Raw genomic sequence first — 22133 nt, 5'->3', positions numbered from 1 at the left:
AGACCCAAAAGATGGATGCTATCGTGAAGAATTTCCCCGGTGCAGGCACACAGAACGGTGCAGTCGACACGCGCCCAACGCAGTCGGAGGCCGAAGAGGCCGTCCGTGTTTTGCTCCGTTGGGCCGGTGACAACCCGAACCGTGAAGGCCTGCTCGACACGCCGAAACGCGTGGCCAAATCCTACCGCGAACTCTTTGGCGGCTACGATCTGAACGCCAGCGACGTACTGGGAACCACATTCGAGGAAGTCGGCGGCTACGACGACATCATTCTGGTGCGAGACATTCCGTTCTATTCTCATTGCGAACACCATATGGTGCCGATCGTCGGCAAGGCGCATGTCGCCTATCTCCCTGCAGGCCGCGTTCTTGGCCTCTCCAAGATAGCGCGCGTGGTGGAAATCTACGGCCGCCGCCTGCAGACGCAGGAGACCATGACGGCGCAGATTTCTCAGGCCATCGAAACAACTCTGAAGCCACGCGGCGTAGCCGTGATGATCGATGCCGAACATATGTGCATGTCCATGCGCGGCGTGCAGAAGCAGGGCTCGACAACACTGACGACCAGCTTCACCGGCGTCTTCAAGTCCGAACCGGCCCAGCAGGCTCGGTTCATGACGATGGTTTATAACCGCTGACGTCTCAGGCGGCAGGCGGACGATCGTCCGCCGCCGCTTCCATTCAAAATAGAGGTTGCCATGTCGTCGACATTTCCACCCGCCCCTGCGGACAAGGAAAAGCTTGAGTCATCAGGCGTCTTTACGCCAAAATTCGATGCACATGGTCTCGTAACCGCAGTCGTGACCGACATTAAGGATGGCGAGTTGCTGATGGTTGCGCATATGAATGCGCAGGCCCTTCAACTGACGCTGGAAACCGGCATTGCGCATTATTACAGCCGATCTCGCGACAAGATTTGGAAAAAAGGCGAAACCTCGGGCAATCTCCAGAGCGTACGCGAATTTCGCACCGACTGTGATCAGGATGCCGTCTGGCTGAAGGTCTCCGTTGCGGGCCACGACGCAACGTGTCACACAGGCCGCCGCTCCTGTTTCTACAGAACGGTGACGCTTGAAAACGGTCAGGCTGTAACCACAATCACTGATGACACCAGACATTTCGATCCAGCGGAAACCTACGGCTCCTCTACTTGAGATCGTAGAGGACCGGCAGATTTTTCCGTTTCCTCCGCTTTCGTTACGACTATTATAGGAGTTGGCGCGCTAAGCTGAAGGCTTAGTGCATCTGCTTGGGAGTGAAACGGATGTTGGGTTGGGGACTGAATCGTGAAAATTCGGCGGCAGTGGCGGGGTTGGAAAAGGTCGAACAGCAGGGACCTTCCTCCCTGCCCAAGCTTCCCAATAACCGTATTGCGCTGGCGTTGGGCGGGGGTGCTGCCCGTGGATGGGCCCATATCGGCGTATTACGCGCGCTGGATGAGGCTGGCGTTCAGATTGGCATGATTGCCGGCACATCCATCGGCGCGCTCGTTGGTGGCTGTTATCTTGCAGGTAAGCTGAACGAGCTGGAAGAATTCGCACGCTCCCTGACATTGCGTCGCATTGCCGGTCTGCTGGACCTGACCATCGGCGGTGGCGGCCTGTTTGGCGGCATGCGCCTGACCAAGCGGATGCAGGAACATCTGGTCGGGCTCAATATCGAGGACCTGGAGCATCCGTTCATCGCAGTCGCGACAGAGTTGAAGACCGGGCACGAGGTCTGGGTGCATCAGGGCGACCTGATCACAGCACTACGCTCCTCCTACGCCCTGCCCGGCATTTTCGAACCCGTACGCTGCAACGGCAGAACGCTGATCGACGGCGCGCTGGTCAACCCAGTGCCCGTTTCCGTCTGCCGCGCCTATGAGCAGACGCTGGTCGTGGCGGTCAACCTGAACTACGATATTTTTGGCCGTTCCGCGGTGGTCAAGCATGGCGCGGGTCAAGGCAGCAGCGATGCACTGGCGAAGGCACAGCCCGATCCGTCGCGCGTTGGATTGCCGGGTGTCATGGTGCAGGCGTTCAACATCATCCAGGACCGGATTTCCCGCTCGCGCCTCGCCGGTGACCCGCCGGATTTGACACTTCATCCGCGCATCAACCACATCGGTCTTTCAGAATTCCACCGCGCCGCCGAATCGATAGAGCGCGGCTACGAAGAGACGCGCTCGCGCATTCCGGAACTGAAGCGGATGCAGCAGGTGTTCCAAAGCTGAGAAACCGGCGGATTAACCCGCAATATAGGCCTTGATATGCTCTGCCTCGGTCTCGATCTCGCTGATTCGAGCCTTGACCACGTCACCAATGGAGATGATGCCGACAAGTCGGCCATCGGCTTCGACGGGAAGGTGGCGGAAGCGCCCTCCGGTCATGAGTTCCATGAGGTCGTCGGTGCTCGAGCCTTCGTGACAGCGCGTCACATTCCTGGTCATGACGTCTGAAACACGTGCCTGCAGGGCCTCGCCACCCTGTGCGGCGATGGCCTTTACGAGGTCGCGTTCGGTGAAGATGCCGAGGATCGCACCCTTTTCATCGACCACCACGACAGCACCGATACGGTGCTCGTGCAGGGTAACCGCGGCGTCTCCCAGAGACATGCCGGGATCGACTGTCACCACGTCGCGGCCCTTGAGATCGAGAAGCTCTTTCACAAATACAGGCATAGTTTCCTCCTTTTCATACGGTCCGAAAAGTCGCGCGCCGCGTCTCCTCCACAGTCGCACGGTCCGGCTGGACACGATGGTGCGCCACCGAACTTTGGAAAGCAATAGGTTTTCGCGAGGTCTAAAAACCTCAATCGATTGTATTTGTTCGCAAACTACCCTGTCGATCCAGCACGGCGCGATCGAACACGGGGAAGAACAGAAAGCCCAGAAGGAAGCCGAAGATATGCGCGTCCCATGCCACTTCACCGCCCGCATCACCGAACAGGGGAATGCCGACGGCAATCAGCACATTGCCGAACAACCACATCAGCGTGAAGATGAGAACCGTGCGGTTCGACAGGGACTGGATGATGCTCTGGCGCGGTAACAAATGCGCGATGGACGGGTGATAACGACCGCCGCGGGCGGGAAAGACGAAGCGGCACGCCGCTCCCATCAAAGCCGAAACCACGCCGGATGCGCCGATCAACACTGTCGGGTCGCCCCAGTGCAGAAAGGCATGGCCGAAGGCGGCGACGGCAGCCGACACGCACCAGAGCAGAATGAAACGAAGCGTGCCGATCCGGCGCAGGACCGGAGCTCCAAATGCCATAAGCCACAAGCTGTTGAAAAGGATATGCTCTATGCCGCCATGCAGGAGCGAATAGGTCACGGGTGTCCACAACCACTCCAGACCCTGCTGCGACAAAGCGGTGGCATAGCGCAGCGGAATGAAGCCGAAAGTGAACAGGAACCAGCCATAGCCATCGTCGGAGAGCACATAGGACGACACGAGATGGATAGCGACCATCAGCGCAATAACGGCAACAAGGGCACCTGGCAGGTTGAAAACGGGGGCTTTTTGCACTGGCTCCGGCTGTTCAGCCTCGTCCATGTCTGGTCTTTCCCCATCATTCTGCGTCATCGGCCTCAGTTCCTTCGTGTCGCGCTGCCTATGGTTATCTGGCAGCAATATAGTAACGCTGCGGGAAAAAGAAGCACTGCAGATTGTTATCGCCTGCAACTAAATCGCCCGAAAAGCCTTTGATGACGACGCGCGTGGCATGGAAATCGCACAGACATCTTCAGCACCGCGAATGAAGACGGAAAGTGTCCCGAAAAGACACACTGTCCGGCGGATTGGAGACCATGTCATGAAGACAAATGCAAGCCTGGAAATCTATGCATATTGGGACGAGTTGCGGGGCGAGCGCGCAGCACCGTTGCGCAGCGAGATCGAGCCTGGGCATATTCGCCACGTTCTGCCCGACCTTTTCGTTCTGACTGACGTGGGTGATGAAGCACCGATCTTTCGGCTCACCGGAACGCGTCTCTATAACCTGTTCAAACGTGAATTGAGCGAGACCCCGTTTTCAATGATCTGGCGGTCGGGTGACGCCGAAGACGCGTGCCGGATCGCAAATGGAGTCCTGCTTCACGAACGCCCCGTGATCTTTGACATTTGGGCCGAAAGCGCCAGCGGCCACGCGGCGCAGGAGTTTGAAATGCTGCTGCTGCCGCTCGAGGCCGAGCCGCACTTTCCGCCGCGTCTTCTTGGCGCCCTCATTTCCGATCCGCCGCTTGCCGATTTCGGTCAGGCCTTCAAACCGTTGACCTTGATCCGAAGCCGACTGATCGAGGCGTCAACGGCAAGTTTGATGGCACAGCGCCCGGACTTCGGATTTTCTTTGGAACGATGCGTTTCACAATGAGAAGACATGCAAATATTCGCGCCTGATCGCAAAACGGTCTGTTAACTCGCTGGCTGTAAAGAAGAACGACCAGTCCTTTTTATAGTGCCGCCCATGTTCTCATCTCGCTCAACCACCGTCGCTTTCGCCGCACGCTCCACCGAGACGCCGGTCGGCGAGGTTTTGCCTGTCGCGCTGACGGGACGGCTCATGGTGCCATCGCAGGACGAATATGATTGCGCCGCCCACGAGATGACAGCGGAAACGGCGCGGATCACCTGCTTCGTTCGCCCCAGAAACGGCGACCGCATCATCGCTTATCTGCAGCACATCGGTCGCGTCGAGGGCATCGTCAAGGCTCTGACAGCAGATGGTTTTACCATCGCTATCATGGGTACGGAGCGAAAGCGTGAGAAGCTTGCCGCACAATTGGCATGGATTGCCAAGCGCCACGCGCTGGGACTTCCTGAAGATCGCCGTCACGACCGCCTGACACCGCGTAACCCACGTGCCGATCTGATGCTGAGCGATGGCAATATCGTGCCCTGCCGCATCATCGACCTTTCGCTGTCCGGCGCCGCCGTTGAAACCGATATCCGCCCAGCAATGGGCAGCAATGTGCGGCTGGGCAACATGGCAGGTCGCATTGTCCGCCACTTCATGGAAGGCGTCGCCATCGAGTTCGATGCCGTCCAGTCGCGCGATGCGCTGATAGAATTTCTCTGATCCACCGCGCCTTGCTCTAACAAACCGGCTACGCCTTGCGTCAGCCGGTTTTTTTGTGCCCGAAATTTCCAGTTACCGGTCTTGAGTCGTCGTTTTTTGGAGCCAAAATGCAGAAAAAACTGTGCCATCCCGGGAAAACGAAGAAATTTCAGAAAAATATCCGAAAAAATTGCTCGAAAATGCGCCTCATAACGCAACCTTTGATAGATTTTTACACCTTATCATTGTTCATCTGGCGCTCAGAATGCAGTCGGACTGCATCAAGTATAGTCAAAGAATAGTTTCCACAGTCGCATAAGGTTGAACGGCACCCTGCAGCGTTAACCAGACACGATCATAGGCTCATATTTTTCAGTAATTTAACGGTATTTACCACTGGACAGGATAACCAAAACGATAAAATTTGAATCAAATTTTGCTCAAATACAGCTAAAAACAACATCAAATAAAGCGCAGTTTTTCCTAAATTTAACGTCGAATTTGAGCGCCGTTATTTGCGGGCAGTCAAAATATCGGTGGCATTCTTCTCCTCACAACGGGGAGACAAGAAATGAAAAAAACCATCCGTTTCGGATTTATGATTGCGGCAATGATCGCAGGTGCATTCGCAACACAGGCAGAAGCATCGCCAGCCGCCGCAATGCGCATCATGGGCAAGGCAAATCCGCCTATTGGTCACTATGAATTCTGCCAGACCTATCAGAGTGAATGCCAGCCGACATCCGGTGACCGCGGCCCGCTGCGGCTGACGGAAGAAAACTGGAAGATGATCCTGGACGTGAACTACACGGTCAACACCACGATCACGCCCATGACGGACATGGAAATCTACGGCGTCGAAGAGCGCTGGGCCTATCCGACCACAGTTGGCGATTGTGAGGACTACGTTCTTCTGAAGCGCAAGATGCTGATGAACAAGGGTATCTCGCCCTCCGACCTTCTGATTACGGTCGTTCTCCAGCCAAACGGCTCCGGCCACGCTGTTCTGACCATACGTACCGATCGAGGCGACTTCGTTCTCGATAATCTGCGCAACAAGGTCATGGACTGGTCGGAAACGGAATATACCTACCTGAAGCGTCAAGACAGCGCCAATCCGGGCCGCTGGGTGAAAATTCAAGATGGCCGCGCCGTCAACGCCGTTGCTGGCATCAAGTAATCGAACTGGGCGGGTCGGCACTGCCCTCACCCATGTGCACCCTACTGGCCGGTCTGGTCGCCCCGTTTAGAGACCAGATCGCGCCATAAGCCGGTTCCATTGCCCCGGAACCGGCTTTTTTTTTGCCTCTAGCGTTTTCCTGTCGAACGAAAAAGTTCTAGAGCAGGCCAAGCTCTGCAAGTTCGCGGCGCAGTTCGGATGGCATGTCTTCGGGCAGACCGTGTCCACCGAGATCGCGAGGTGCGTCATCGGCGTTCAGATAACGCCAGCCCTGAAACGGTCGTTTCGGCGCGGGCGATGTTTCGATCACCTCCGGCCCAAGCACCAGATCGCATCGGGAAATACCGTCCTCTCCCTTGAAAGACCGGATATCAAGCAGGCTCTGGCGGGCCTGGACCTGCCCCTTGATCACCCAATAGAGCGACCCGCCATCCAGCAACTCCTCCATCCGCTTTGGAAACATGCGGGTGGTATGAACGCTGTGCGGTTCAAGGCCCGCCGCAATCGCAGTCAGCGCACGGTGGGAAACCCATTCGCGCAAATCCTCGATGGAATCTGCGCCGACACAAAGCTTGATAAGATGAAGAGCCATAGGCCTATCAAGGCCGTTTTGACGCTTCCGTCAAGCGTGGATTGGTTGCGCTGATCAACACTCCACCACATTCACGGCAAGGCCGCCGGTGGAGGTTTCCTTGTATTTCTCACTCATGTCGTTGCCGGTCTGGCGCATGGTTTCAATGCAGGCGTCCAGCGGTACGAAATGCTCGCCATCCCCCTTCAGCGCCAGCGACGCGGCGGTGACGGCCTTGACCGCGCCCAGCGCATTGCGCTCGATGCAGGGTACCTGCACCAGTCCGGCAATGGGATCGCACGTCATTCCAAGGTGATGTTCGAGCGCGATTTCGGCAGCATTCTCGACCTGCGCCGGCGAGCCACCCATCACGGCCGCAAGACCGGCTGCTGCCATGGCAGCAGCCGACCCCACCTCACCCTGACAGCCAACTTCAGCGCCGGAAATGGAGGCATTGTGCTTGATGATGCCGCCGATAGCGGCTGCCGTCAGCAGGAAGTCCCTGACATCGCCAACCGACGCATCTTCGTGGAAGTGGCGGAAGTAGCGCACGGTGGCGGGCACCACCCCAGCCGCGCCGTTGGTCGGCGCAGTGACGACACGACCGCCGGAGGCATTCTCCTCGTTGACCGCCATCGCGTAAACGCTCAGCCAGTCATTGGCCAGAACCGGATTGAGGCGATTGCTGCGCCATTCGGCATTCAGCTTGTCATGAATGGAGCGCGCACGGCGCTTGACCTTCAGGCCGCCCGGCATGATGCCTTCACCTTTCAGCCCGCGCTCGATGCAGCCGTTCATCGCTTCCCAGATTTGGTCGAGACGCTCGTCCAGTTCCTCACGGGACATAACGGTCTCTTCGTTGGCGCGCTTCATCTGGGCGATCGTGCGGCCGGAACGCTCTGCCATATCAAGCATCTGTTTGGCGGAGGCGAAGGGATAAGGCACCTTTGGCCCGTTATCGACCGTCTTGCCGCGCTGACGCATGGCCTCCAGTTCGGTGTCGGTCACCACGAAACCACCGCCGACGGAATAATAGATCCGCTTGAGCAACATCCTGCCCTGATTGTCGAAGGCGGAGAAGGTCATACCGTTTGCGTGGCCCGGCAGGGGGGTCTTCTTGTCGAAGATAAGGTCCTCGGCAGGGCGGAACTGGTATGGCGGGTGGTTTGCCGGCGATACCTGGCCCGTGGCCTCTACCTGCGTGATGATGGCATCCATTGCGTCCGGGTCGACCAGATCAGGCCTTTCCCCGGTCAATCCGAGTACGACGGCGCGACCGGAGCCGTGGCCTATGCCGGTAAAGGCGAGCGAGCCATGTAGACTGACCTTGATAGCCGAGACAACAGCGCCAGCCGGGCGTGGCCAGTCGTTGGAGAGTATGGTGTCGAGAAAACGGTTCGCCGCCGACATCGGCCCCATCGTGTGCGAACTGGAAGGTCCGATACCGATCTTGAAGACATCGAAGACCGAAAGAAACATGTGTGTCCTGCCCTATGTATAGACGTATTGGGCCAGTCTATCCCAACCATGGAAATGCGCCACAGCAAAAACGATGCGGCCTGCGCCAGCTGCGACACGCAGGCGCGCAAACGAAAACAGCACGGTTTCGATGAAACCGTGCTGCACTAAAGAAAATATCTATGAGAGATTGTTACGGGCTACCAAAAATGTAGGTCAAAGCGAGAAAAGCGGCAAAGCCTGCAAGAGCGCGTATTGTGACAGCCCAGCAGGATTTCTGTGCGGTTTCTTCCATGATTACTCCAACGTGTTCACTCTCCAGGTGCGGTCTCACCGGCACCCAGTGGGTGAAGCATTTATTAAAAACTTATGACAAAGGCAAATGCAAAAAACGGCTAAAGCAAGGCGTATTCGCCCACCTGCCATTCACTCACTGCATAGGTATAAGAAATAACAAGCACTTACCTGTCCATTCCGATACAGGCTCCGTTTCAGCCCTGTCTCAATTTAGACCAAAGTGTAAATACGACAGGATTTTGTTCACCATAACCTGCCGAGATGTGCATAAACCCTGGATGTTCCAAGCTTTTGTGCGGTTGTCGTGTCGGCCGTATTGAACCTGTCGTTCATCTGGATTATCCGGCCTTTGAGACACAAGCGAAGATTTCAGAAAGCGGTGACACACCATGCAGGCCACACCTTCCTCTTTTCCAGATCGCGACACCGTCGCCTCCAAAATTTCTGCAATGACAGCAGAGGACGAGGCCTATCTGAACCTGCTGATGGAAAACGCGCTTCAGGATGAAAACCTGTTGGAAGGCTTGCTGCTGTTTCTCGATCAGCAGTCACAGGCAAAGTTTCTCAACACGCTGAAACTGGAAAAATGCGGCGAGTGGTTCGGCAACAACGCCCCTGCCCGTATACAGATCAGATTGCACGAGCTCGCCAAGAGCAGCCAGCACGCCGCCTACGCGGCTTTTCGCGCTGGCCTGGCCAAGTCCGGCGGGCTGGAAAAAGCCTATCCAAAGGCACCGCTCTGATCAACGGCCGTCAATCCGGCACCTGCTCGACCACTGCGATGATCGGACCCAGCAGGTGCCACCAGTCGCGACGTTTTGCGGCTGGAATGTCGATGCTGGAAATGCTGCCATCCAGATAAAGCGCGTTCGGTGCATGAAGCCGGTCGCGGAAAAGCGTGGCGAAATCATAGAAGCGAACGGCGTTTTCCGAAATCGCGAAATGAACCATACCATCGCCCGATACGCCGACACCATTGCGGGTATTGAGGCTGTCGCTATCGGGTAGAAAACGCGGATGCAGTTTTCCATCGATGACCAGCATAGGCCCCGACTGTGTCGCGAAATCAGGCTTCTTGTTGGCGTTGAGATAGGCGCTGGTTTCCAGCACACCTGCAGTCTTTCCATCCATGAAGAAAACGCCGTTAGGCTGCATGTGAAAATTGCCCCAGCCGCCAGAGGTGCTGATGGGCGATACCTCCACACCGTTTTCGATGTGAAGCCCGACCGGCGATAGGTCGCGATGATACATGCCGCCATTCATGGCGAAGGTGACGAAACTGTGCTGCCGCCACAGGGCCGATGATAGCGCTTCGAAGGAACCATAGGGTTTTCCGGCGACGTGGTCGAACTGATAGAGCCTGATATTGCTACGTTCGGGATTGAAACTGCAAACCGTGTAGCGGCCGCCCATATGATCGATCGACTGACAGAAGCCTGGCAGGTCGGCGGCATTGGCTGTCGTTGAAAACAGGAACGGCAGCAGATATCTGGCAAATTTCTTCATCATCCCTCGTAAAGCGTGACGATTTCGATTCTGGCGGCAACGGCACGATCAACGATCTGAGCGCGTCCAGAATATGGCTTAGCAATTGATGTTGGATGTTTGAAAGGCCCAAGCAGGCCACAGTATCGTGACAAAGAAAAAGGCCGACGCGTACGCCGGCCTTTTCAAATCATGATCGTGTGGGATGGATCAGCGACGTGCTGCGCGATCCACGCTGCGTCCCGCAGCCTGTGTGCCATCCACAGTTCCTGCTACATCCTTGCCGACACCGCGGATGGTGTTACCGCAAGAGCTGAGCGAGACGAGAGCGACGAAGACGGCGGCAATGGTTGCAAGAAAGCGTGTAGACATACGTTGAAACTCCCCTTGTGTTCGCGAAACTAACGCAAACGTGATGTCAAAGAACGCGGGGATAACGCGAAATTTCAAAGCGGGTTCCGTTCCAGTCAAAAAATATTTACGCGCGCTTCACATTGGCTGAGCGATATCGCGAAACGCGTTGCGAATGCTGTCCGCAACCGCCTGCACAGGACGTGTCGGCTTGTCTGCGACAATGAGGCGAATATCGAAGCAGCCGAGCTCTGGCAGACCATCTTTTTCGCCCAGAATGACCATGTCGTTCTGCACATAGGATCGCGGCAGCGGTGCAATGGCCAGATCCGCCTCGATCGCTGCTTTCTGCGCCATGGTGTGACCGCTGAGATATGCGACACGGTAACGACGATTTTGCGATTCCAGCGAGTTGATGGCCTCCGAACGCCAGATGCAGCCATCTTCCCAAATGGAAATCGGCAATGGGTCACGCAGGTGGGCCGTACCGCATTTGGCACCGGCCCAGACGAGCCGCTCGCGCATCAGGACTTCACCGGTATTGCGAAGGGGCAGCGAAGCGCAATTGACAAGGGCAAGGTCCAGCCGATGCTCATCCATCCGCTTGTAGAGCTGCGAGCTGGAATCGATCGTCACATCCACCATGATGGCAGGAAAGGCTTCTGCAAACCGCTTGAGAATACCGGGCAGCATGCCGCGCTCACCGATGTCTTCGGGCGCACCCAGCCGAACCACCCCGGAAAGTTCAGGCATGACGAAGCGCGATACGGCCTCATTCGAAAGGGCAATCATGCGCCGCGCATAGGTAAGGAGCGTTTCGCCGTGCGCGGTCAACGTCACCGAGCGCGCGTCCCGCAGGAACAAGGTCGTCTTCAGCTGTTCTTCAAGCTTCTTGATCTGCATTGAGACGGCGGACGGCGTTCGAAACACGACCTCTGCTGCTGTCGAGAAATTGCCGGTCTCGGCAATCGCCACGAAGGTTCTCAAGATATCATTGTCCAACAACGGCAGGGGTTGACGGAAGGATACTGTCATGGCGATAGCCTTCAGTTTTTCTGATTGATACATCGATATCATTTCGTTTGATTGAATGTCAACATTGCAGCATTCTCCTCACCATGCCGCTCGGAAACCCCAACACAGCGGGGGTTTCGAGCATTTGAAAACATACGATTTACGATGGGTGATATCAAAATCATTCGATTGTTTGATAATATCGTTGAGCGCATGTCTCCATCGTCAACCGAACATGGACCATGAAAGGAGATTGGACATGACCATGATCACAACCCATAGCAGGGGGCCATCCAAGGTCCGGCTGCATTCGTATTACTGGCTATCCCACCTTGTCGACCTAGGCCGTTATCTTCACGCGTCCTGGCGTCGCAGGCAGTCTCTGCGCGCACTGGAAGCCCTGCCCGTAGAAACATTGAAGGATATCGGATGGCCATCAAGCGACAACAAGCGCATGCGTATTGCGCAGAAATAAAAGACGGTAGTATCGGACGTTGAATGGCTCGCAGAACACGTTTCTGGCGAGCCATTTTTTTGCGCTGCGGAACAAACGGACCGCCACCACATTTCCCACTGCCCCAATCAGCTAAGAGGAAATTCATGGCCCAGTTCGGTTCCAGCATTCTGCCCGGCGACTTCACCCGCCTTGGCGCCAATTATGACGGCGACGGTGTCAACTTCGCGATCTTCAGTGCCCATGCCGAACGGGTGGAACTTTGCCTCTTCGATGAGAGCGGCCAAAACGAAATCGAACGGATAACGCTGCCGGAGTTCACCAACGAAATCTGGCACGGCTACATTCCCGGACTGAAGGCAGGCGCACTTTACGGTTACCGTGTGCACGGTCCTTACGACCCGGAAAACGGCCATCGCTTCAATCCCAATAAGCTTTTGATCGATCCTTACGCCCGCGAACTGGTGGGCGACATCGCGTGGGGCTCCGAACAGTTCGGCTATATCCTCGATGCCGAAGACAAGGACATGTCCTTCAACGACGCCGACAGCGCGGCCAAAATGCCGAAGTGCCGGGTAATCGACCCCAACGACCATGATTGGGGCAATGATAAGCGCCCGAATATTCCGTGGTCGAAGACGATTTTATACGAAACCCACGTCAAGGGCTTTACCCAGCTTCACCCTGGCGTGCCGGAAAACCTGCGCGGGACCTATGAGGGTCTCGGCGACAAGCAGATCGTCGATTACATCAAAAGCCTTGGCGTAACCTCCGTCGAGCTGCTGCCGATCCATTCCTTTCCGGATGATTCCCATCTCTTGGAAAAAGGGCTGAAGAATTTCTGGGGTTATAACTCCCTTGGCTTCTTCTCACCCGCATCGCGTTACTACGGCCCGCGCGGCATGGCTGGTTTCCGCGATATGGTCAGAGCCTTCCACGATGGCGGCATCGAGGTCATTCTGGATGTGGTCTATAACCACACGGCGGAAGGCAACGAGCTTGGGCCGACCCTGTCCTTCAAGGGCATCGACAACTTTTCCTATTACCGCACCATGCCGGACCAGCCGCGTTACTACATCAACGACACAGGTACCGGAAACACCGTCAACACCTCGCACCCGCGCGTCCTGCAGATGGTCACGGACTCTCTGCGGTACTGGGCCGAAGACATGCATATCGACGGCTTCCGCTTCGACCTCGGCACCATTCTGGGTCGTGAGCCGGAAGGTTTCGACCAGCGCGGCGGTTTCTTCGACGCTGTGGGTCAGGACCCCGTTCTCTCCAAGCTGAAACTGGTGGGCGAACCCTGGGACATCGGCCCCGGCGGTTATCAGGTCGGCGGATTCCCGCCCGGCTGGGCAGAGTGGAACGACAAGTATCGCGACACGGTGCGCGAATACTGGAAGGATGAGGATGGCACCGCTGGCGATTTCGCCGCCCGCGTCATGGGTTCCGGCGACGTCTATGATCTACGGGGCCGCAGGCCTTGGTCCAGCGTCAACTTCATCACCGCTCATGACGGCTTCACGTTGAACGACCTCGTTTCCTACAATGAGAAACACAACGAGGCGAATGGCGAAGACAACAAGGACGGCCACGACCATAACCGCAGCTTCAATTACGGCGCTGAAGGTCCGACCGACGACGAGAACATCACAGCCGTGCGGGATCGCCAGAAACGGAACTTCCTCGCCACACTGTTCCTGTCTCATGGCACACCCATGCTTTTGGCAGGCGACGAGTTCGGCCGCAGCCAGATGGGCAACAACAACGGCTATTGTCAGGATAGCGAACTGAGCTGGGTTCATTGGGAAAACCTTCCAGAGAGCGCCGAGACGCTGCGCAACTTCACCTCGCGGCTGATCGAGCTTCGTCAAAACCATTCTATTTTGCGACGCGACAGCTGGCGTGACGGCACGCATGCCACATGGCTGAACCCCGGCGGTGGCGAGCAGACTGAAGCACAGTGGAACGATCCGGGTTCCACCTCGCTTGGCTTGCGTATGTCGCGAGACGTCGGGGACGATGCAGAGGAATGGAACGACGTCCTCATACTCTTCAACCCGCATGACGGCGCGGTCGAGTTCAAGCTGCCGAATGCCGAGCACGGCTGGATGACGGAACTGACAACCGCCGATCCCGACGCGAATGCGGACAAGATTGCCAATGGCGAGAACTACACCGTGGAAGGACGCACGCTCGTGTTGCTGCGCGCTGCATAGTAGGTCTCCAATACAAAAGCCGGGAGACAGGAAGCTTGAGATCCCTGTCTTCCGGCTTTGAAAAAAGATCAGACGCCGGGAGACATCCCGGCGTTTTTGTTCATGGATGGGTGAATTGCAATCCGGCCCAGCGAACGCCGAGCTTTGGCTTCCGCTTCACCTTGGCCGCGATGGAAGACCGCAGGGCAAAGAAGATGTCGTCGAGATGATAGGGCTTGCTGAAAAACCTGACATCGGCAGGTAGATCCAACGCATCAGGCGCGTGCCCCCCTGATGTGACGATGACGGACATCTGCTCCTGACAGGTGTCGATCATTCGCACCAGATCCAGACCCGACAAGCCACCCGGCATGTCGATGTCGGTAACCACTGCAGAGATGTCGGTGACCTTGCCGATAATCGCTACGGCCTCCAGCACGTTCGATGCTTCCAGAACGGTATACCCCGCCTCCTCCAAGGCATCGGCAAGTGTCAGTCGAATGATCGGTTCGTCTTCGACGATCAATACGGTCAAGCCAGCTTCAGACATACGCAATACTCCGCTCAAAAGCACCGGACAGGAACGGCGGAGCCGTTTTGAATATCCGTGGCCGAAACAAAAGACGAAGCGGCGGTTCGGTGTCGTTTGGTCCGCCGTTCCCTCACGTCGAATAGAACGCGCAACGTGGCGATAGTGCTCAAAGGCTGCGCCTGAAAATTGAAAACAATATTAATAAAATGCAAAATTTCCGATTCATCATGCATTAACTGTCTGATCGGCCCAGCCTGCAGCTGCGCCTCTTCTCCGTTTCCAATTCGCAATCACTGACAGTTTTTTTGACTGCAAAACTTCGGCGTCGTATCTTGTCCCGATAATGTCGTAATCAAGATATACAGCGGATCATTTCCAAGCAAGGAATTGCGTTTCCGCAATGGAGCATGGTCATAATGAGCAAAACTCCTCCCAAAAAACGCTCTGTCGTCTTCTTCATGGTCCCGCAATTCACCATGCTTCCCTTCACGGCAGCGGTGGAAACGCTGCGCATCGCCAACCGGATGCTGGGCTACGCCGCCTATGAGTGGCGGCTTGCTTCCGCCGACGGTCAAAAAGTGGCCTCTTCCAGCGGCATTGCACTTGAAGCCAACACGTCGCTTGCCGACGAGCGCAAATCCGTAAGTGGTGAAAACCGCCCCGACATGGTTTTGATCTGTGCGGGCATAGACGTCGAGCAATACAACAACAAATCCGTCAATGCCTGGCTGCGCGAATCCAACAATCGCGGCATCGCTGTCGGCAGCCTCTGTACGGGCGCACATGTGCTTGCTCAGGCGGGACTGCTGAACGGCAAGCGCTGTGCGATCCATTGGGAAAACCTGCCCGGCTTTTCCGAAGCCTTTCCGCAGGTGGAGGTCTATGCCGATCTCTACGAGGTGGATGGCAACATCTACACCTGCGCAGGCGGCACCGCATCGCTGGACATGATGCTGAACCTGATCGGTCAGGATTTTGGCGAAAACCTCGTCAACCGCGTCTGCGAACAGCAGCTGACGGACCGCGTGCGCAACCCGCATGACCGCCAGCGCCTGCCACTGCGCGCGCGTCTGGGCGTACAGAACGACAAGGTTCTGTCGATCATCGAACTCATGGAAAGCAACCTGTCCGAACCGCTATCCCTGCTGGATATTGCGGATGATGCGGACCTGTCGCGCAGACAGGTCGAGCGGCTGTTTCGGCAGGAAATGGGGCGTTCCCCTGCCCGCTATTATCTGGAAATCCGCCTGGATCGCGCACGTCACCTGCTGGTGCAATCGGCCATGCCGGTGGTAGAAGTGGCCGTTGCCTGCGGCTTCGTTTCCGCGTCGCATTTTTCCAAGTGTTATCGCGAAATCTACAATCGCACGCCGCAGCAGGAGCGCGCGGAGCGCAAGTTGGTCATGAGCGCATCGCGCATGGCCGCAGCCGCCAGCCATGGCAAACCAGCCCACTAGGCCTGAAACGGACGAACCGCCGCGGCCAAATCCTCGGCGGTGAGACCCGGGCCCAGACGCTGGGCCGTTTCGCCGTGCAGCCAAACAGCAGCAGCCGCCGCTTCAAAAGCCGGAACCTGCTGAGCCAGAAAACCACCTGCTATTCCCGCCAATACATCCCCCGACCCTGCCGTGGCCAGATAGGGTGGCGCATTGGTGTTGACCAGCGCGCGACCATCCGGGGCCGCAATCACCGTATCTGCACCCTTATAGACGACAACAGCATTGCTGAGCGCCGCAGCCGCCTGCGCTTTCTCGATCTTGCTAAGATTGTCGTCCGCCGCAATATCAGGAAACAGCCGACCAAACTCGCCCTCATGTGGCGTCAGAATGCGGGGCGCATCGGCAGCGAAGAGATCGAAGAGCCGCTGCGGCTCATGCTTGAACGCTGTGATGCCATCCGCATCCAACACCAGCGCCTTATCCTTTAGCAGGGAGACAAAGCGGCGCGCTTTTTCGAGGTTCCCAAATCCCGGGCCGAGGACATAGGTCGCATGGCGCTTGTCGCCAGCCCACGCTTCAAGCTCCTCATCGCTTTCGATACCCGACACCATCACCGCCGTAAGTGTCGCAGAAATCACACCCAGCGCCTCGTGCGGCGCGGCAACCGTAACGATGCCTGCACCGGCACGAAAACCCGCCATCGCCGTCATGCGGGCAGCGCCCGTGGCATGGGATGGGCCCGAGAAGACGGTGAGATGCCCGCGCTTGAACTTGTGCGTATCTTCGTCCGCCTTCGGGAAAGCACTCATCCAGAGCGAGGAATGGTTTTCGCAGATCAAGCCGCTGTGTTCCCGCAGAATTCGATGCGGAATGCCGATATCGAAGACCTCAAGCTCACCACACAGCGACCGTCCAGGCATCAGCACATGGCCCGGCTTGCGCGCCATGAAGGTGACCGTTCGCTCAGCCTGAAACGCTCGCCCCAACGGCACGCCTCGCCTTCCGCACAACCCGGATGGCAGATCGATGGCGATAACGGGTATGGCGGCTGTCTCGACTGCATCGATAAGAGTAGCCACCTCAGCAGGGACATCACGGGACAGTCCCGCACCGAAAATCGCGTCGATCACCACGTCGCCGGATCGGGGTTGGTAATCATCGAGCGGTTCGAAAGGCAGTGCCATACCATCGAACGCCTGCTTCGCTGCTCCCTTCAACCTGCTGACATCGCCAAAGACAAAGACAGCCACCTCGGCGCCGCTCTCCCTCAACGCGCGCGCTGCCACGAAGCCATCGCCGCCATTGTTACCGATGCCGCAGAGCACGACATAACGGAGCGCTTGCGGATAGTATTTGAGCGCACATGCGGCAACGGCCTGCCCTGCCCGCTCCATCAGCGCGGAGACGGATATGCCGCTTCTTTCCGCACTCGCATCAATACGCGCCATGGCGGCTGGGTCGATCAAAGCATGGCTGGCTGCAAACATCATGCAGGCATATTCAGCGCAAAATCTTGCAAAAGGCAATCGGCGCAAAATTAGGCAAATTCACTTGCATAAAATATATTCATTTGCGCAAAATTTACCCAATCCGCTCCGTGGATTTACCTTTGCGTAACAGGTTCGAAATTTGGCAAAATCGTGAAAAAACCGCTCTATAGCTGGCGATGGACGGTATTTTCACCCACGAAAACAGGCAAGTTGCGCCAAATTTCGCCTTGTCCAGCCATTTTTTGAAGATTTTTTATTCAAACCCGCTTCCGATCTGGCACGATACGTGCATTCTTGTGGCAGAGCGGAAAGACCGCTTTAACGGGAGAAGCGGAGAGATATTTTCTCATGAAAAAGATCGAAGCGATCATTAAGCCTTTCAAGCTCGACGAAGTGAAGGAAGCCCTTCAGGAAGTCGGACTTCAGGGAATAACGGTTACGGAAGCTAAGGGCTTTGGTCGTCAAAAAGGCCATACGGAACTCTATCGCGGCGCAGAGTATGTCGTCGACTTTTTGCCCAAGGTAAAAGTCGAAGTCGTGCTTGCGGATGAAAATGCGGATGCCGTGATCGAGGCCATTCGCAACGCTGCACAGACAGGCCGCATTGGCGACGGAAAGATTTTCGTCTCGAATGTGGAAGAGGTTATTCGTATCCGCACGGGTGAGACAGGCGTAGACGCCATATAAAAAGACTGAACCCAGCAGGAAAAGCTGGGGCTTCACCTTGTTATCATTACACTCAAGGAAAAGTTTCAAATGACGACCGCAAACGATATTCTCAAGCAGATCAAGGACAACGACGTGAAGTTCGTTGACCTGCGCTTTACCGACCCCAAGGGCAAGCTGCAGCACGTCACCATGGACGTGGCCTGCGTGGACGAAGACATGTTCGCCGATGGCGTTATGTTCGACGGCTCCTCGATCGGCGGCTGGAAGGCCATCAACGAATCCGACATGGTGCTGATGCCTGACACGGGCACAGTTCACATGGACCCGTTCTTCGCGCAGTCCACCATGGTCATCATCTGTGACATTCTCGACCCCGTCTCGGGCGAATCCTATAACCGCGACCCACGCGGCACAGCCAAGAAGGCTGAAGCCTACCTCAAGGCTTCCGGTATCGGCGACACGATTTTCGTCGGCCCAGAGCCTGAATTCTTCGTCTTCGATGACGTGAAGTACAAAGCTGACCCGTACAACACGGGCTTCAAGCTCGACTCGTCGGAACTGCCGTCCAACGACGACACCGACTATGAGACCGGCAACCTCGGCCACCGTCCACGCGTCAAGGGCGGCTACTTCCCGGTTCCTCCGGTCGACAGCCTTCAGGACATGCGTTCCGAAATGCTGACCGTCCTGGGCGAAATGGGCGTCGTCGTTGAAAAGCACCACCATGAAGTCGCTTCTGCACAGCACGAGCTGGGCGTGAAGTTCGACACCATGGTATCCAGCGCCGACAAGATGCAGATTTACAAATACGTCGTGCATCAGGTCGCAAACGCTTACGGCAAGACGGCAACCTTCATGCCGAAGCCGATCTTTGGCGATAACGGCTCAGGCATGCACGTTCACCAGTCCATCTGGAAGGGCGGCAAGCCGACCTTCGCTGGCGACGAATATGCAGGCCTGTCCGAAACCTGCCTCTACTACATCGGCGGCATCATCAAGCATGCCAAGGCCATCAACGCCTTCACCAACCCGACGACCAACTCCTACAAGCGTCTGGTTCCAGGTTATGAAGCACCGGTTCTGCTGGCCTACTCCGCCCGCAACCGCTCTGCCTCCTGCCGCATTCCGTTCGGCTCCAACCCGAAGGCAAAGCGCGTCGAAGTCCGCTTCCCTGATCCGGCTCAGAACCCGTATCTCGGCTTTGCAGCCATGCTGATGGCTGGCCTCGACGGTATCAAGAACAAGATCCACCCCGGCAAGCCGATGGACAAGGATCTCTACGACCTGCCCGCCAAGGAACTGAAGAAGATTCCAACGGTGTGCGGTTCGCTGCGCGAAGCCCTCGACAGCCTCGACAAGGATCGCAAGTTCCTCACCGCCGGCGGCGTGTTCGATGACGACCAGATCGATGCCTTCATCGAACTGAAGATGCACGAAGTCATGCGTTTCGAAATGACCCCGCATCCTGTCGAATTCGATATGTACTACTCGGCTTAATTGCCGGAAAAAGGCGCCTCTCGGGGCGCCTTTTTTGTTTTGTTGTTATGATAGTGGGTGTGGCTTACCCCCCTCTGTCCTGCCGGACATCTCCCCCTCAAGGGGGGAGATCGGCTGGGCGCACGAACCCCGCTCTATCCGCAGCGTTGAAGATGGGCGAGAGGCCTCAACGAGTCGATCTCCCCACCTGAGGGGGAGATGCCCGGCAGGGCAGAGGGGGGTAAGCGACAATCGCCGTAATCTACTTGTGGCAAGCCACCAGCAATAAATCAGCGCATACCGGAAAGCCCCATGCCCCCAGCCACCGAAACCACCCCTCGCCTGCGTGACTGGCTGATTTTCCTCGCCGTACCCTTCTTCTTTTCCAGCAACGTCATTTTCGGTCGCGGCGTCATTGGAGAAGTTTCGCCATTCGTCACCGCATTTCTGCGCTGGTTCTTTTCGGCGTTGTTCGTGGCACCCTTCATCATCCACGATTGGCGAGCCTGCCTGCGCTTCATCCGCGCAAAGACCGCACTTTGGCTGATCCTCGGCTTTCTCGGCATGGGCATCTGCGGCGGCGTGGTCTATTGGGGCCTCACCATGACCTCCGCAGCAAATGGAACGCTGATCTACACCACATCATCACTTTTCATCATCCTGCTTCAGCGGATACTCTACGGTCGCGCGATCCGGCGGCTGGAAGTGGTGGGCATGGTTATTGCCTTTGCGGGCGTGGCGGCAATCGTGCTGAAGGGCGATGTGGCGCAATTGCTGCGGCTTGATTTCAATCTTGGCGATCTCGCCATTCTCGTGGCATCGATCTCTTTTGCGGTCTACTCGCTGCTGCTGCGAGACCCAGCCGCCAGAGACATGGCGTCGCTCAGCCTGTTTGCCGTCATCGCACTGTCAGGCGCACTGGTGCTGCTGCCACCGGCTGCTATCGAGCTTGCCCATGGCGGCATGTTGCCTTCATCAGTCGTGGCATGGGCAAAAATCGGCGGGATCATTCTGTTCGCATCCATCGCGGCCTTTTACTGCTTCACTCACACGGTCCGGGTCTTTGGCCCGGCCACCGCAGGCATTACGCTTTATATGATGCCACCCGTGTCGATCGTCATGGCGGTGATGTTTCTGGGGGAGCGTTTCGAGCATTATCATGCGTTCGGCATTGTTTTGGTCACCGGCGGCGTGGTGCTGGCCACGGCACCCTTTGGCAAGCTGAAGTAACAAAATCGCGCTTGACCACTAAATATCTTGATATTTTCCATCCGGACCCCAAATTGTATGAGGAAAGGATGTGCATGCCATGAAACAAAGAGACGCAAAATTTACGATTGGCGAGGTTGTTCGCCACAAGGTGTTTCCGTTCCGCGGCGTGGTATTCGACGTAGACCCGGAATATGCCAATACCGAAGAATGGTGGAACGCAATTCCTGCGGAAATCCGTCCGGATCGCGACCAGCCGTTTTACCACCTCTTGGCGGAAAACGATGAAACCGAATATGTCGCCTATGTCTCGGAACAGAACCTGATCCATGACGAAAGCGACCAGCCATTGCGCAATCCGAATATTACCCGAATATTCGACACCACGCCAACAGGCGAGCTACGCGCGAAAGCGGCCATGACGCACTGATCTCCCAAACAGAGCGCCATCCAACAAAAAACCGGCCTGAAGACAGGCCGGTTTTTTAATGTCGTGAATGACGGTCTTAGTTTGCTGGCTTGGTCTTTGCAGCGTCCTGAGCAGCTTCCAGCTTCTTGCGAGCTTCTTCTGCCTTCTTCTGCATGCCTTCCTGCAGCGAACGCTGGCTTTCAGCGAGCTGAGACTGCGTGATTGGCTGGCCGTCATACGCACCCGTGAAGCCGCTGAGAGCGATCTTGATGGGGTTAGGCGCGCGGCGGAAGTTGATGGAGGTGAACACGATTTCCGTGCCCTTCTTCATGCTGGCAATCATCGCGTCCGTCAGCGGCACTTCAGCCGTGCACTTGTCGGGCAGGCAGACGGCGTAGTCCAGCTTCTGGCCCTTGGCGCCATCGATCTGCATCATCACGCCCGGAGGCAGCAGGCGTGCGGTTGGAACCGAAACCTGAAGCAGCTTGCGGTTGACCTTGCCTTCGACGCTGATGAGGCCGACAGCCGTGATCATCTGACCGTTCTGGGCGAGAACAACGTTCTGCACGACGCAAACATCATTATCTTCCTGCTTGCTGCATGTCTTGAACCAACCAAGCGGAGGTGCGCCAGCGCCGCCAGCAGCCGGAGCCGCCTGCTGAGCCTGCGATACTGCCGGGGCAGACACGGCACCCAGCGAAAGAACGAGAGCAGACAAGCCTGCGCGGGTAAATGTGTTTGCGAATTGCATCATAAGAGTTCCGTCTCCTGAATTTTCTTATGCGAAGCAGAACGGATCGAACTGCTCAACATCACCGGTATCCGTCTGCCCGTTCCACTGTCGTTTAAATGAGGCAA

At 56.7% G+C, this 22133-nt stretch carries 24 protein-coding genes and 1 pseudogene; 15 read left to right on the top strand and 10 right to left on the bottom strand.

Features of this window, described 5'->3' with window-relative positions; all coding sequences use genetic code 11:
- Positions 1 to 11: 11 nt before the first annotated feature.
- From folE to ASF29_RS05910, 3 genes are all read left to right on the top strand, one after another.
- Positions 12 to 638 carry a GTP cyclohydrolase I FolE gene (gene folE, locus ASF29_RS05920; RefSeq protein WP_062449519.1) on the top strand — a complete coding sequence of 209 codons (627 nt, stop codon included), beginning with the start codon at positions 12 to 14 and terminating at the stop codon, positions 636 to 638.
- A 60-nt stretch (positions 639 to 698) separates the two neighbouring features.
- Positions 699 to 1154, top strand: coding sequence for a phosphoribosyl-AMP cyclohydrolase (gene hisI / locus ASF29_RS05915; RefSeq protein WP_062449518.1), 456 nt, complete (start codon positions 699 to 701; stop codon positions 1152 to 1154).
- 110 nt (positions 1155 to 1264) lie between these two features.
- On the top strand, positions 1265 to 2215 hold the full coding sequence (locus ASF29_RS05910; RefSeq protein ID WP_062449516.1) for a patatin-like phospholipase family protein: 951 nt from the start codon (positions 1265 to 1267) through the stop codon (positions 2213 to 2215).
- Positions 2216 to 2227: 12 nt separating this feature from the next.
- Here ASF29_RS05910 and ASF29_RS05905 read toward each other — a convergent pair whose 3' ends face one another.
- Positions 2228 to 2662, bottom strand: a complete 435-nt coding sequence (locus ASF29_RS05905; protein ID WP_062449514.1) for a CBS domain-containing protein — start codon at positions 2660 to 2662, stop codon at positions 2228 to 2230.
- 130 nt (positions 2663 to 2792) lie between these two features.
- Complete coding sequence (locus tag ASF29_RS05900; protein WP_062449512.1) at positions 2793 to 3569, bottom strand: rhomboid family intramembrane serine protease; 777 nt, start codon at positions 3567 to 3569, stop codon at positions 2793 to 2795.
- 229 nt (positions 3570 to 3798) lie between these two features.
- Between ASF29_RS05900 and ASF29_RS05895 the strand changes: the two genes are divergently transcribed.
- From ASF29_RS05895 to ASF29_RS05885, 3 genes are all read left to right on the top strand, one after another.
- Positions 3799 to 4356 carry a PAS domain-containing protein gene (locus ASF29_RS05895; RefSeq protein ID WP_082453398.1) on the top strand — a complete coding sequence of 186 codons (558 nt, stop codon included), beginning with the start codon at positions 3799 to 3801 and terminating at the stop codon, positions 4354 to 4356.
- A gap of 93 nt (positions 4357 to 4449) precedes the next feature.
- Positions 4450 to 5061 carry a PilZ domain-containing protein gene (locus tag ASF29_RS05890; protein WP_062449510.1) on the top strand — a complete coding sequence of 204 codons (612 nt, stop codon included), beginning with the start codon at positions 4450 to 4452 and terminating at the stop codon, positions 5059 to 5061.
- Between the two features lie 550 nt (positions 5062 to 5611).
- Positions 5612 to 6220: a transglutaminase-like cysteine peptidase gene (locus tag ASF29_RS05885; protein WP_062449508.1), complete on the top strand. Its 609-nt coding sequence runs from the start codon at positions 5612 to 5614 to the stop codon at positions 6218 to 6220.
- Between the two features lie 157 nt (positions 6221 to 6377).
- Here ASF29_RS05885 and ASF29_RS05880 read toward each other — a convergent pair whose 3' ends face one another.
- Both ASF29_RS05880 and ASF29_RS05875 read right to left on the bottom strand, forming a co-directional pair.
- A complete protein-coding gene (locus tag ASF29_RS05880) occupies positions 6378 to 6812 on the bottom strand; it encodes a DUF1489 family protein (RefSeq protein ID WP_062449507.1) in 435 nt (144 codons plus the stop codon).
- A gap of 54 nt (positions 6813 to 6866) precedes the next feature.
- Positions 6867 to 8270 (bottom strand): L-serine ammonia-lyase, encoded by a 1404-nt coding sequence (locus ASF29_RS05875; RefSeq protein WP_062449505.1) that lies wholly within the window; start codon positions 8268 to 8270, stop codon positions 6867 to 6869.
- Between the two features lie 665 nt (positions 8271 to 8935).
- On the opposite strand from ASF29_RS05875, the gene ASF29_RS05870 reads away from it, so the two are divergent.
- Complete coding sequence (locus ASF29_RS05870; protein ID WP_062449503.1) at positions 8936 to 9289, top strand: hypothetical protein; 354 nt, start codon at positions 8936 to 8938, stop codon at positions 9287 to 9289.
- Positions 9290 to 9299: 10 nt separating this feature from the next.
- Here the strand turns inward: ASF29_RS05870 and ASF29_RS05865 are convergent, their stop codons facing one another.
- The 3 genes from ASF29_RS05865 to ASF29_RS05855 all read right to left on the bottom strand — a co-directional run bounded on the left by ASF29_RS05865 (position 9300) and on the right by ASF29_RS05855 (position 11459).
- Positions 9300 to 10052 carry a phosphodiester glycosidase family protein gene (locus ASF29_RS05865; RefSeq protein WP_062449931.1) on the bottom strand — a complete coding sequence of 251 codons (753 nt, stop codon included), beginning with the start codon at positions 10050 to 10052 and terminating at the stop codon, positions 9300 to 9302.
- Positions 10053 to 10241: 189 nt separating this feature from the next.
- Positions 10242 to 10403 carry a hypothetical protein gene (locus tag ASF29_RS05860; RefSeq protein WP_062449501.1) on the bottom strand — a complete coding sequence of 54 codons (162 nt, stop codon included), beginning with the start codon at positions 10401 to 10403 and terminating at the stop codon, positions 10242 to 10244.
- A 117-nt stretch (positions 10404 to 10520) separates the two neighbouring features.
- Complete coding sequence (locus ASF29_RS05855; protein WP_200925517.1) at positions 10521 to 11459, bottom strand: LysR family transcriptional regulator; 939 nt, start codon at positions 11457 to 11459, stop codon at positions 10521 to 10523.
- Between the two features lie 196 nt (positions 11460 to 11655).
- Between ASF29_RS05855 and ASF29_RS05850 the strand changes: the two genes are divergently transcribed.
- Positions 11656 to 11871, top strand: a complete 216-nt coding sequence (locus ASF29_RS05850; protein WP_062449500.1) for a hypothetical protein — start codon at positions 11656 to 11658, stop codon at positions 11869 to 11871.
- Between the two features lie 125 nt (positions 11872 to 11996).
- Entirely contained in the window at positions 11997 to 14072 is a 2076-nt protein-coding gene (gene glgX / locus ASF29_RS05845) for a glycogen debranching protein GlgX (protein ID WP_062449498.1), read from the top strand.
- 100 nt (positions 14073 to 14172) lie between these two features.
- Here the strand turns inward: glgX and ASF29_RS05840 are convergent, their stop codons facing one another.
- Positions 14173 to 14601, bottom strand: a complete 429-nt coding sequence (locus ASF29_RS05840; protein ID WP_062449497.1) for a response regulator — start codon at positions 14599 to 14601, stop codon at positions 14173 to 14175.
- A 398-nt stretch (positions 14602 to 14999) separates the two neighbouring features.
- On the opposite strand from ASF29_RS05840, the gene ASF29_RS05835 reads away from it, so the two are divergent.
- Complete coding sequence (locus tag ASF29_RS05835; RefSeq protein ID WP_062449495.1) at positions 15000 to 16040, top strand: GlxA family transcriptional regulator; 1041 nt, start codon at positions 15000 to 15002, stop codon at positions 16038 to 16040.
- Here ASF29_RS05835 and ASF29_RS05830 read toward each other — a convergent pair.
- On the bottom strand, positions 16037 to 17512 hold the full coding sequence (locus ASF29_RS05830; RefSeq protein WP_062449493.1) for a bifunctional ADP-dependent NAD(P)H-hydrate dehydratase/NAD(P)H-hydrate epimerase: 1476 nt from the start codon (positions 17510 to 17512) through the stop codon (positions 16037 to 16039). The two genes, ASF29_RS05835 and ASF29_RS05830, sit on opposite strands and share 4 nt — an antisense overlap.
- A gap of 348 nt (positions 17513 to 17860) precedes the next feature.
- On the opposite strand from ASF29_RS05830, the gene ASF29_RS05825 reads away from it, so the two are divergent.
- The 5 genes and pseudogenes from ASF29_RS05825 to hspQ all read left to right on the top strand — a co-directional run bounded on the left by ASF29_RS05825 (position 17861) and on the right by hspQ (position 21296).
- Complete coding sequence (locus ASF29_RS05825) at positions 17861 to 18199, top strand: P-II family nitrogen regulator (protein ID WP_007753933.1); 339 nt, start codon at positions 17861 to 17863, stop codon at positions 18197 to 18199.
- A gap of 69 nt (positions 18200 to 18268) precedes the next feature.
- Complete coding sequence (gene glnA / locus ASF29_RS05820; protein WP_062449491.1) at positions 18269 to 19678, top strand: type I glutamate--ammonia ligase; 1410 nt, start codon at positions 18269 to 18271, stop codon at positions 19676 to 19678.
- A 64-nt stretch (positions 19679 to 19742) separates the two neighbouring features.
- Positions 19743 to 19897 (top strand): annotated as a pseudogene (locus tag ASF29_RS25085) (riboflavin biosynthesis protein RibD); the annotation flags it as partial.
- Positions 19898 to 19969: 72 nt separating this feature from the next.
- A complete protein-coding gene (locus ASF29_RS05815; protein ID WP_062449489.1) occupies positions 19970 to 20887 on the top strand; it encodes a DMT family transporter in 918 nt (305 codons plus the stop codon).
- A 79-nt stretch (positions 20888 to 20966) separates the two neighbouring features.
- Complete coding sequence (gene hspQ, locus ASF29_RS05810; protein ID WP_062449487.1) at positions 20967 to 21296, top strand: heat shock protein HspQ; 330 nt, start codon at positions 20967 to 20969, stop codon at positions 21294 to 21296.
- A 76-nt stretch (positions 21297 to 21372) separates the two neighbouring features.
- Here the strand turns inward: hspQ and ASF29_RS05805 are convergent, their stop codons facing one another.
- A complete protein-coding gene (locus ASF29_RS05805) occupies positions 21373 to 22029 on the bottom strand; it encodes an invasion associated locus B family protein (RefSeq protein WP_062449485.1) in 657 nt (218 codons plus the stop codon).
- Positions 22030 to 22133: the final 104 nt, after the last annotated feature.

Source organism: Rhizobium sp. Leaf262, from assembly GCF_001422245.1.
In the GTDB taxonomy this organism is placed as follows: Bacteria; Pseudomonadota; Alphaproteobacteria; order Rhizobiales; family Rhizobiaceae; genus Agrobacterium.
This window is presented reverse-complemented; position numbering and strand designations above follow the sequence as displayed.

Coding starts and splice junctions, on each gene's coding strand:
- folE (WP_062449519.1), top strand. CDS start 12: ATGGATGCTATCGTGAAGAATTTCCCCGGTGCAGGCACACAGAACGGT.
- hisI (WP_062449518.1), top strand. CDS start 699: ATGTCGTCGACATTTCCACCCGCCCCTGCGGACAAGGAAAAGCTTGAG.
- ASF29_RS05910 (WP_062449516.1), top strand. CDS start 1,265: ATGTTGGGTTGGGGACTGAATCGTGAAAATTCGGCGGCAGTGGCGGGG.
- ASF29_RS05905 (WP_062449514.1), bottom strand. CDS start 2,662: ATGCCTGTATTTGTGAAAGAGCTTCTCGATCTCAAGGGCCGCGACGTG.
- ASF29_RS05900 (WP_062449512.1), bottom strand. CDS start 3,569: ATGACGCAGAATGATGGGGAAAGACCAGACATGGACGAGGCTGAACAG.
- ASF29_RS05895 (WP_082453398.1), top strand. CDS start 3,799: ATGAAGACAAATGCAAGCCTGGAAATCTATGCATATTGGGACGAGTTG.
- ASF29_RS05890 (WP_062449510.1), top strand. CDS start 4,450: ATGTTCTCATCTCGCTCAACCACCGTCGCTTTCGCCGCACGCTCCACC.
- ASF29_RS05885 (WP_062449508.1), top strand. CDS start 5,612: ATGAAAAAAACCATCCGTTTCGGATTTATGATTGCGGCAATGATCGCA.
- ASF29_RS05880 (WP_062449507.1), bottom strand. CDS start 6,812: ATGGCTCTTCATCTTATCAAGCTTTGTGTCGGCGCAGATTCCATCGAG.
- ASF29_RS05875 (WP_062449505.1), bottom strand. CDS start 8,270: ATGTTTCTTTCGGTCTTCGATGTCTTCAAGATCGGTATCGGACCTTCC.
- ASF29_RS05870 (WP_062449503.1), top strand. CDS start 8,936: ATGCAGGCCACACCTTCCTCTTTTCCAGATCGCGACACCGTCGCCTCC.
- ASF29_RS05865 (WP_062449931.1), bottom strand. CDS start 10,052: ATGAAGAAATTTGCCAGATATCTGCTGCCGTTCCTGTTTTCAACGACA.
- ASF29_RS05860 (WP_062449501.1), bottom strand. CDS start 10,403: ATGTCTACACGCTTTCTTGCAACCATTGCCGCCGTCTTCGTCGCTCTC.
- ASF29_RS05855 (WP_200925517.1), bottom strand. CDS start 11,459: ATGATATCGATGTATCAATCAGAAAAACTGAAGGCTATCGCCATGACA.
- ASF29_RS05850 (WP_062449500.1), top strand. CDS start 11,656: ATGACCATGATCACAACCCATAGCAGGGGGCCATCCAAGGTCCGGCTG.
- glgX (WP_062449498.1), top strand. CDS start 11,997: ATGGCCCAGTTCGGTTCCAGCATTCTGCCCGGCGACTTCACCCGCCTT.
- ASF29_RS05840 (WP_062449497.1), bottom strand. CDS start 14,601: ATGTCTGAAGCTGGCTTGACCGTATTGATCGTCGAAGACGAACCGATC.
- ASF29_RS05835 (WP_062449495.1), top strand. CDS start 15,000: ATGAGCAAAACTCCTCCCAAAAAACGCTCTGTCGTCTTCTTCATGGTC.
- ASF29_RS05830 (WP_062449493.1), bottom strand. CDS start 17,512: ATGATGTTTGCAGCCAGCCATGCTTTGATCGACCCAGCCGCCATGGCG.
- ASF29_RS05825 (WP_007753933.1), top strand. CDS start 17,861: ATGAAAAAGATCGAAGCGATCATTAAGCCTTTCAAGCTCGACGAAGTG.
- glnA (WP_062449491.1), top strand. CDS start 18,269: ATGACGACCGCAAACGATATTCTCAAGCAGATCAAGGACAACGACGTG.
- ASF29_RS05815 (WP_062449489.1), top strand. CDS start 19,970: ATGCCCCCAGCCACCGAAACCACCCCTCGCCTGCGTGACTGGCTGATT.
- hspQ (WP_062449487.1), top strand. CDS start 20,967: ATGAAACAAAGAGACGCAAAATTTACGATTGGCGAGGTTGTTCGCCAC.
- ASF29_RS05805 (WP_062449485.1), bottom strand. CDS start 22,029: ATGATGCAATTCGCAAACACATTTACCCGCGCAGGCTTGTCTGCTCTC.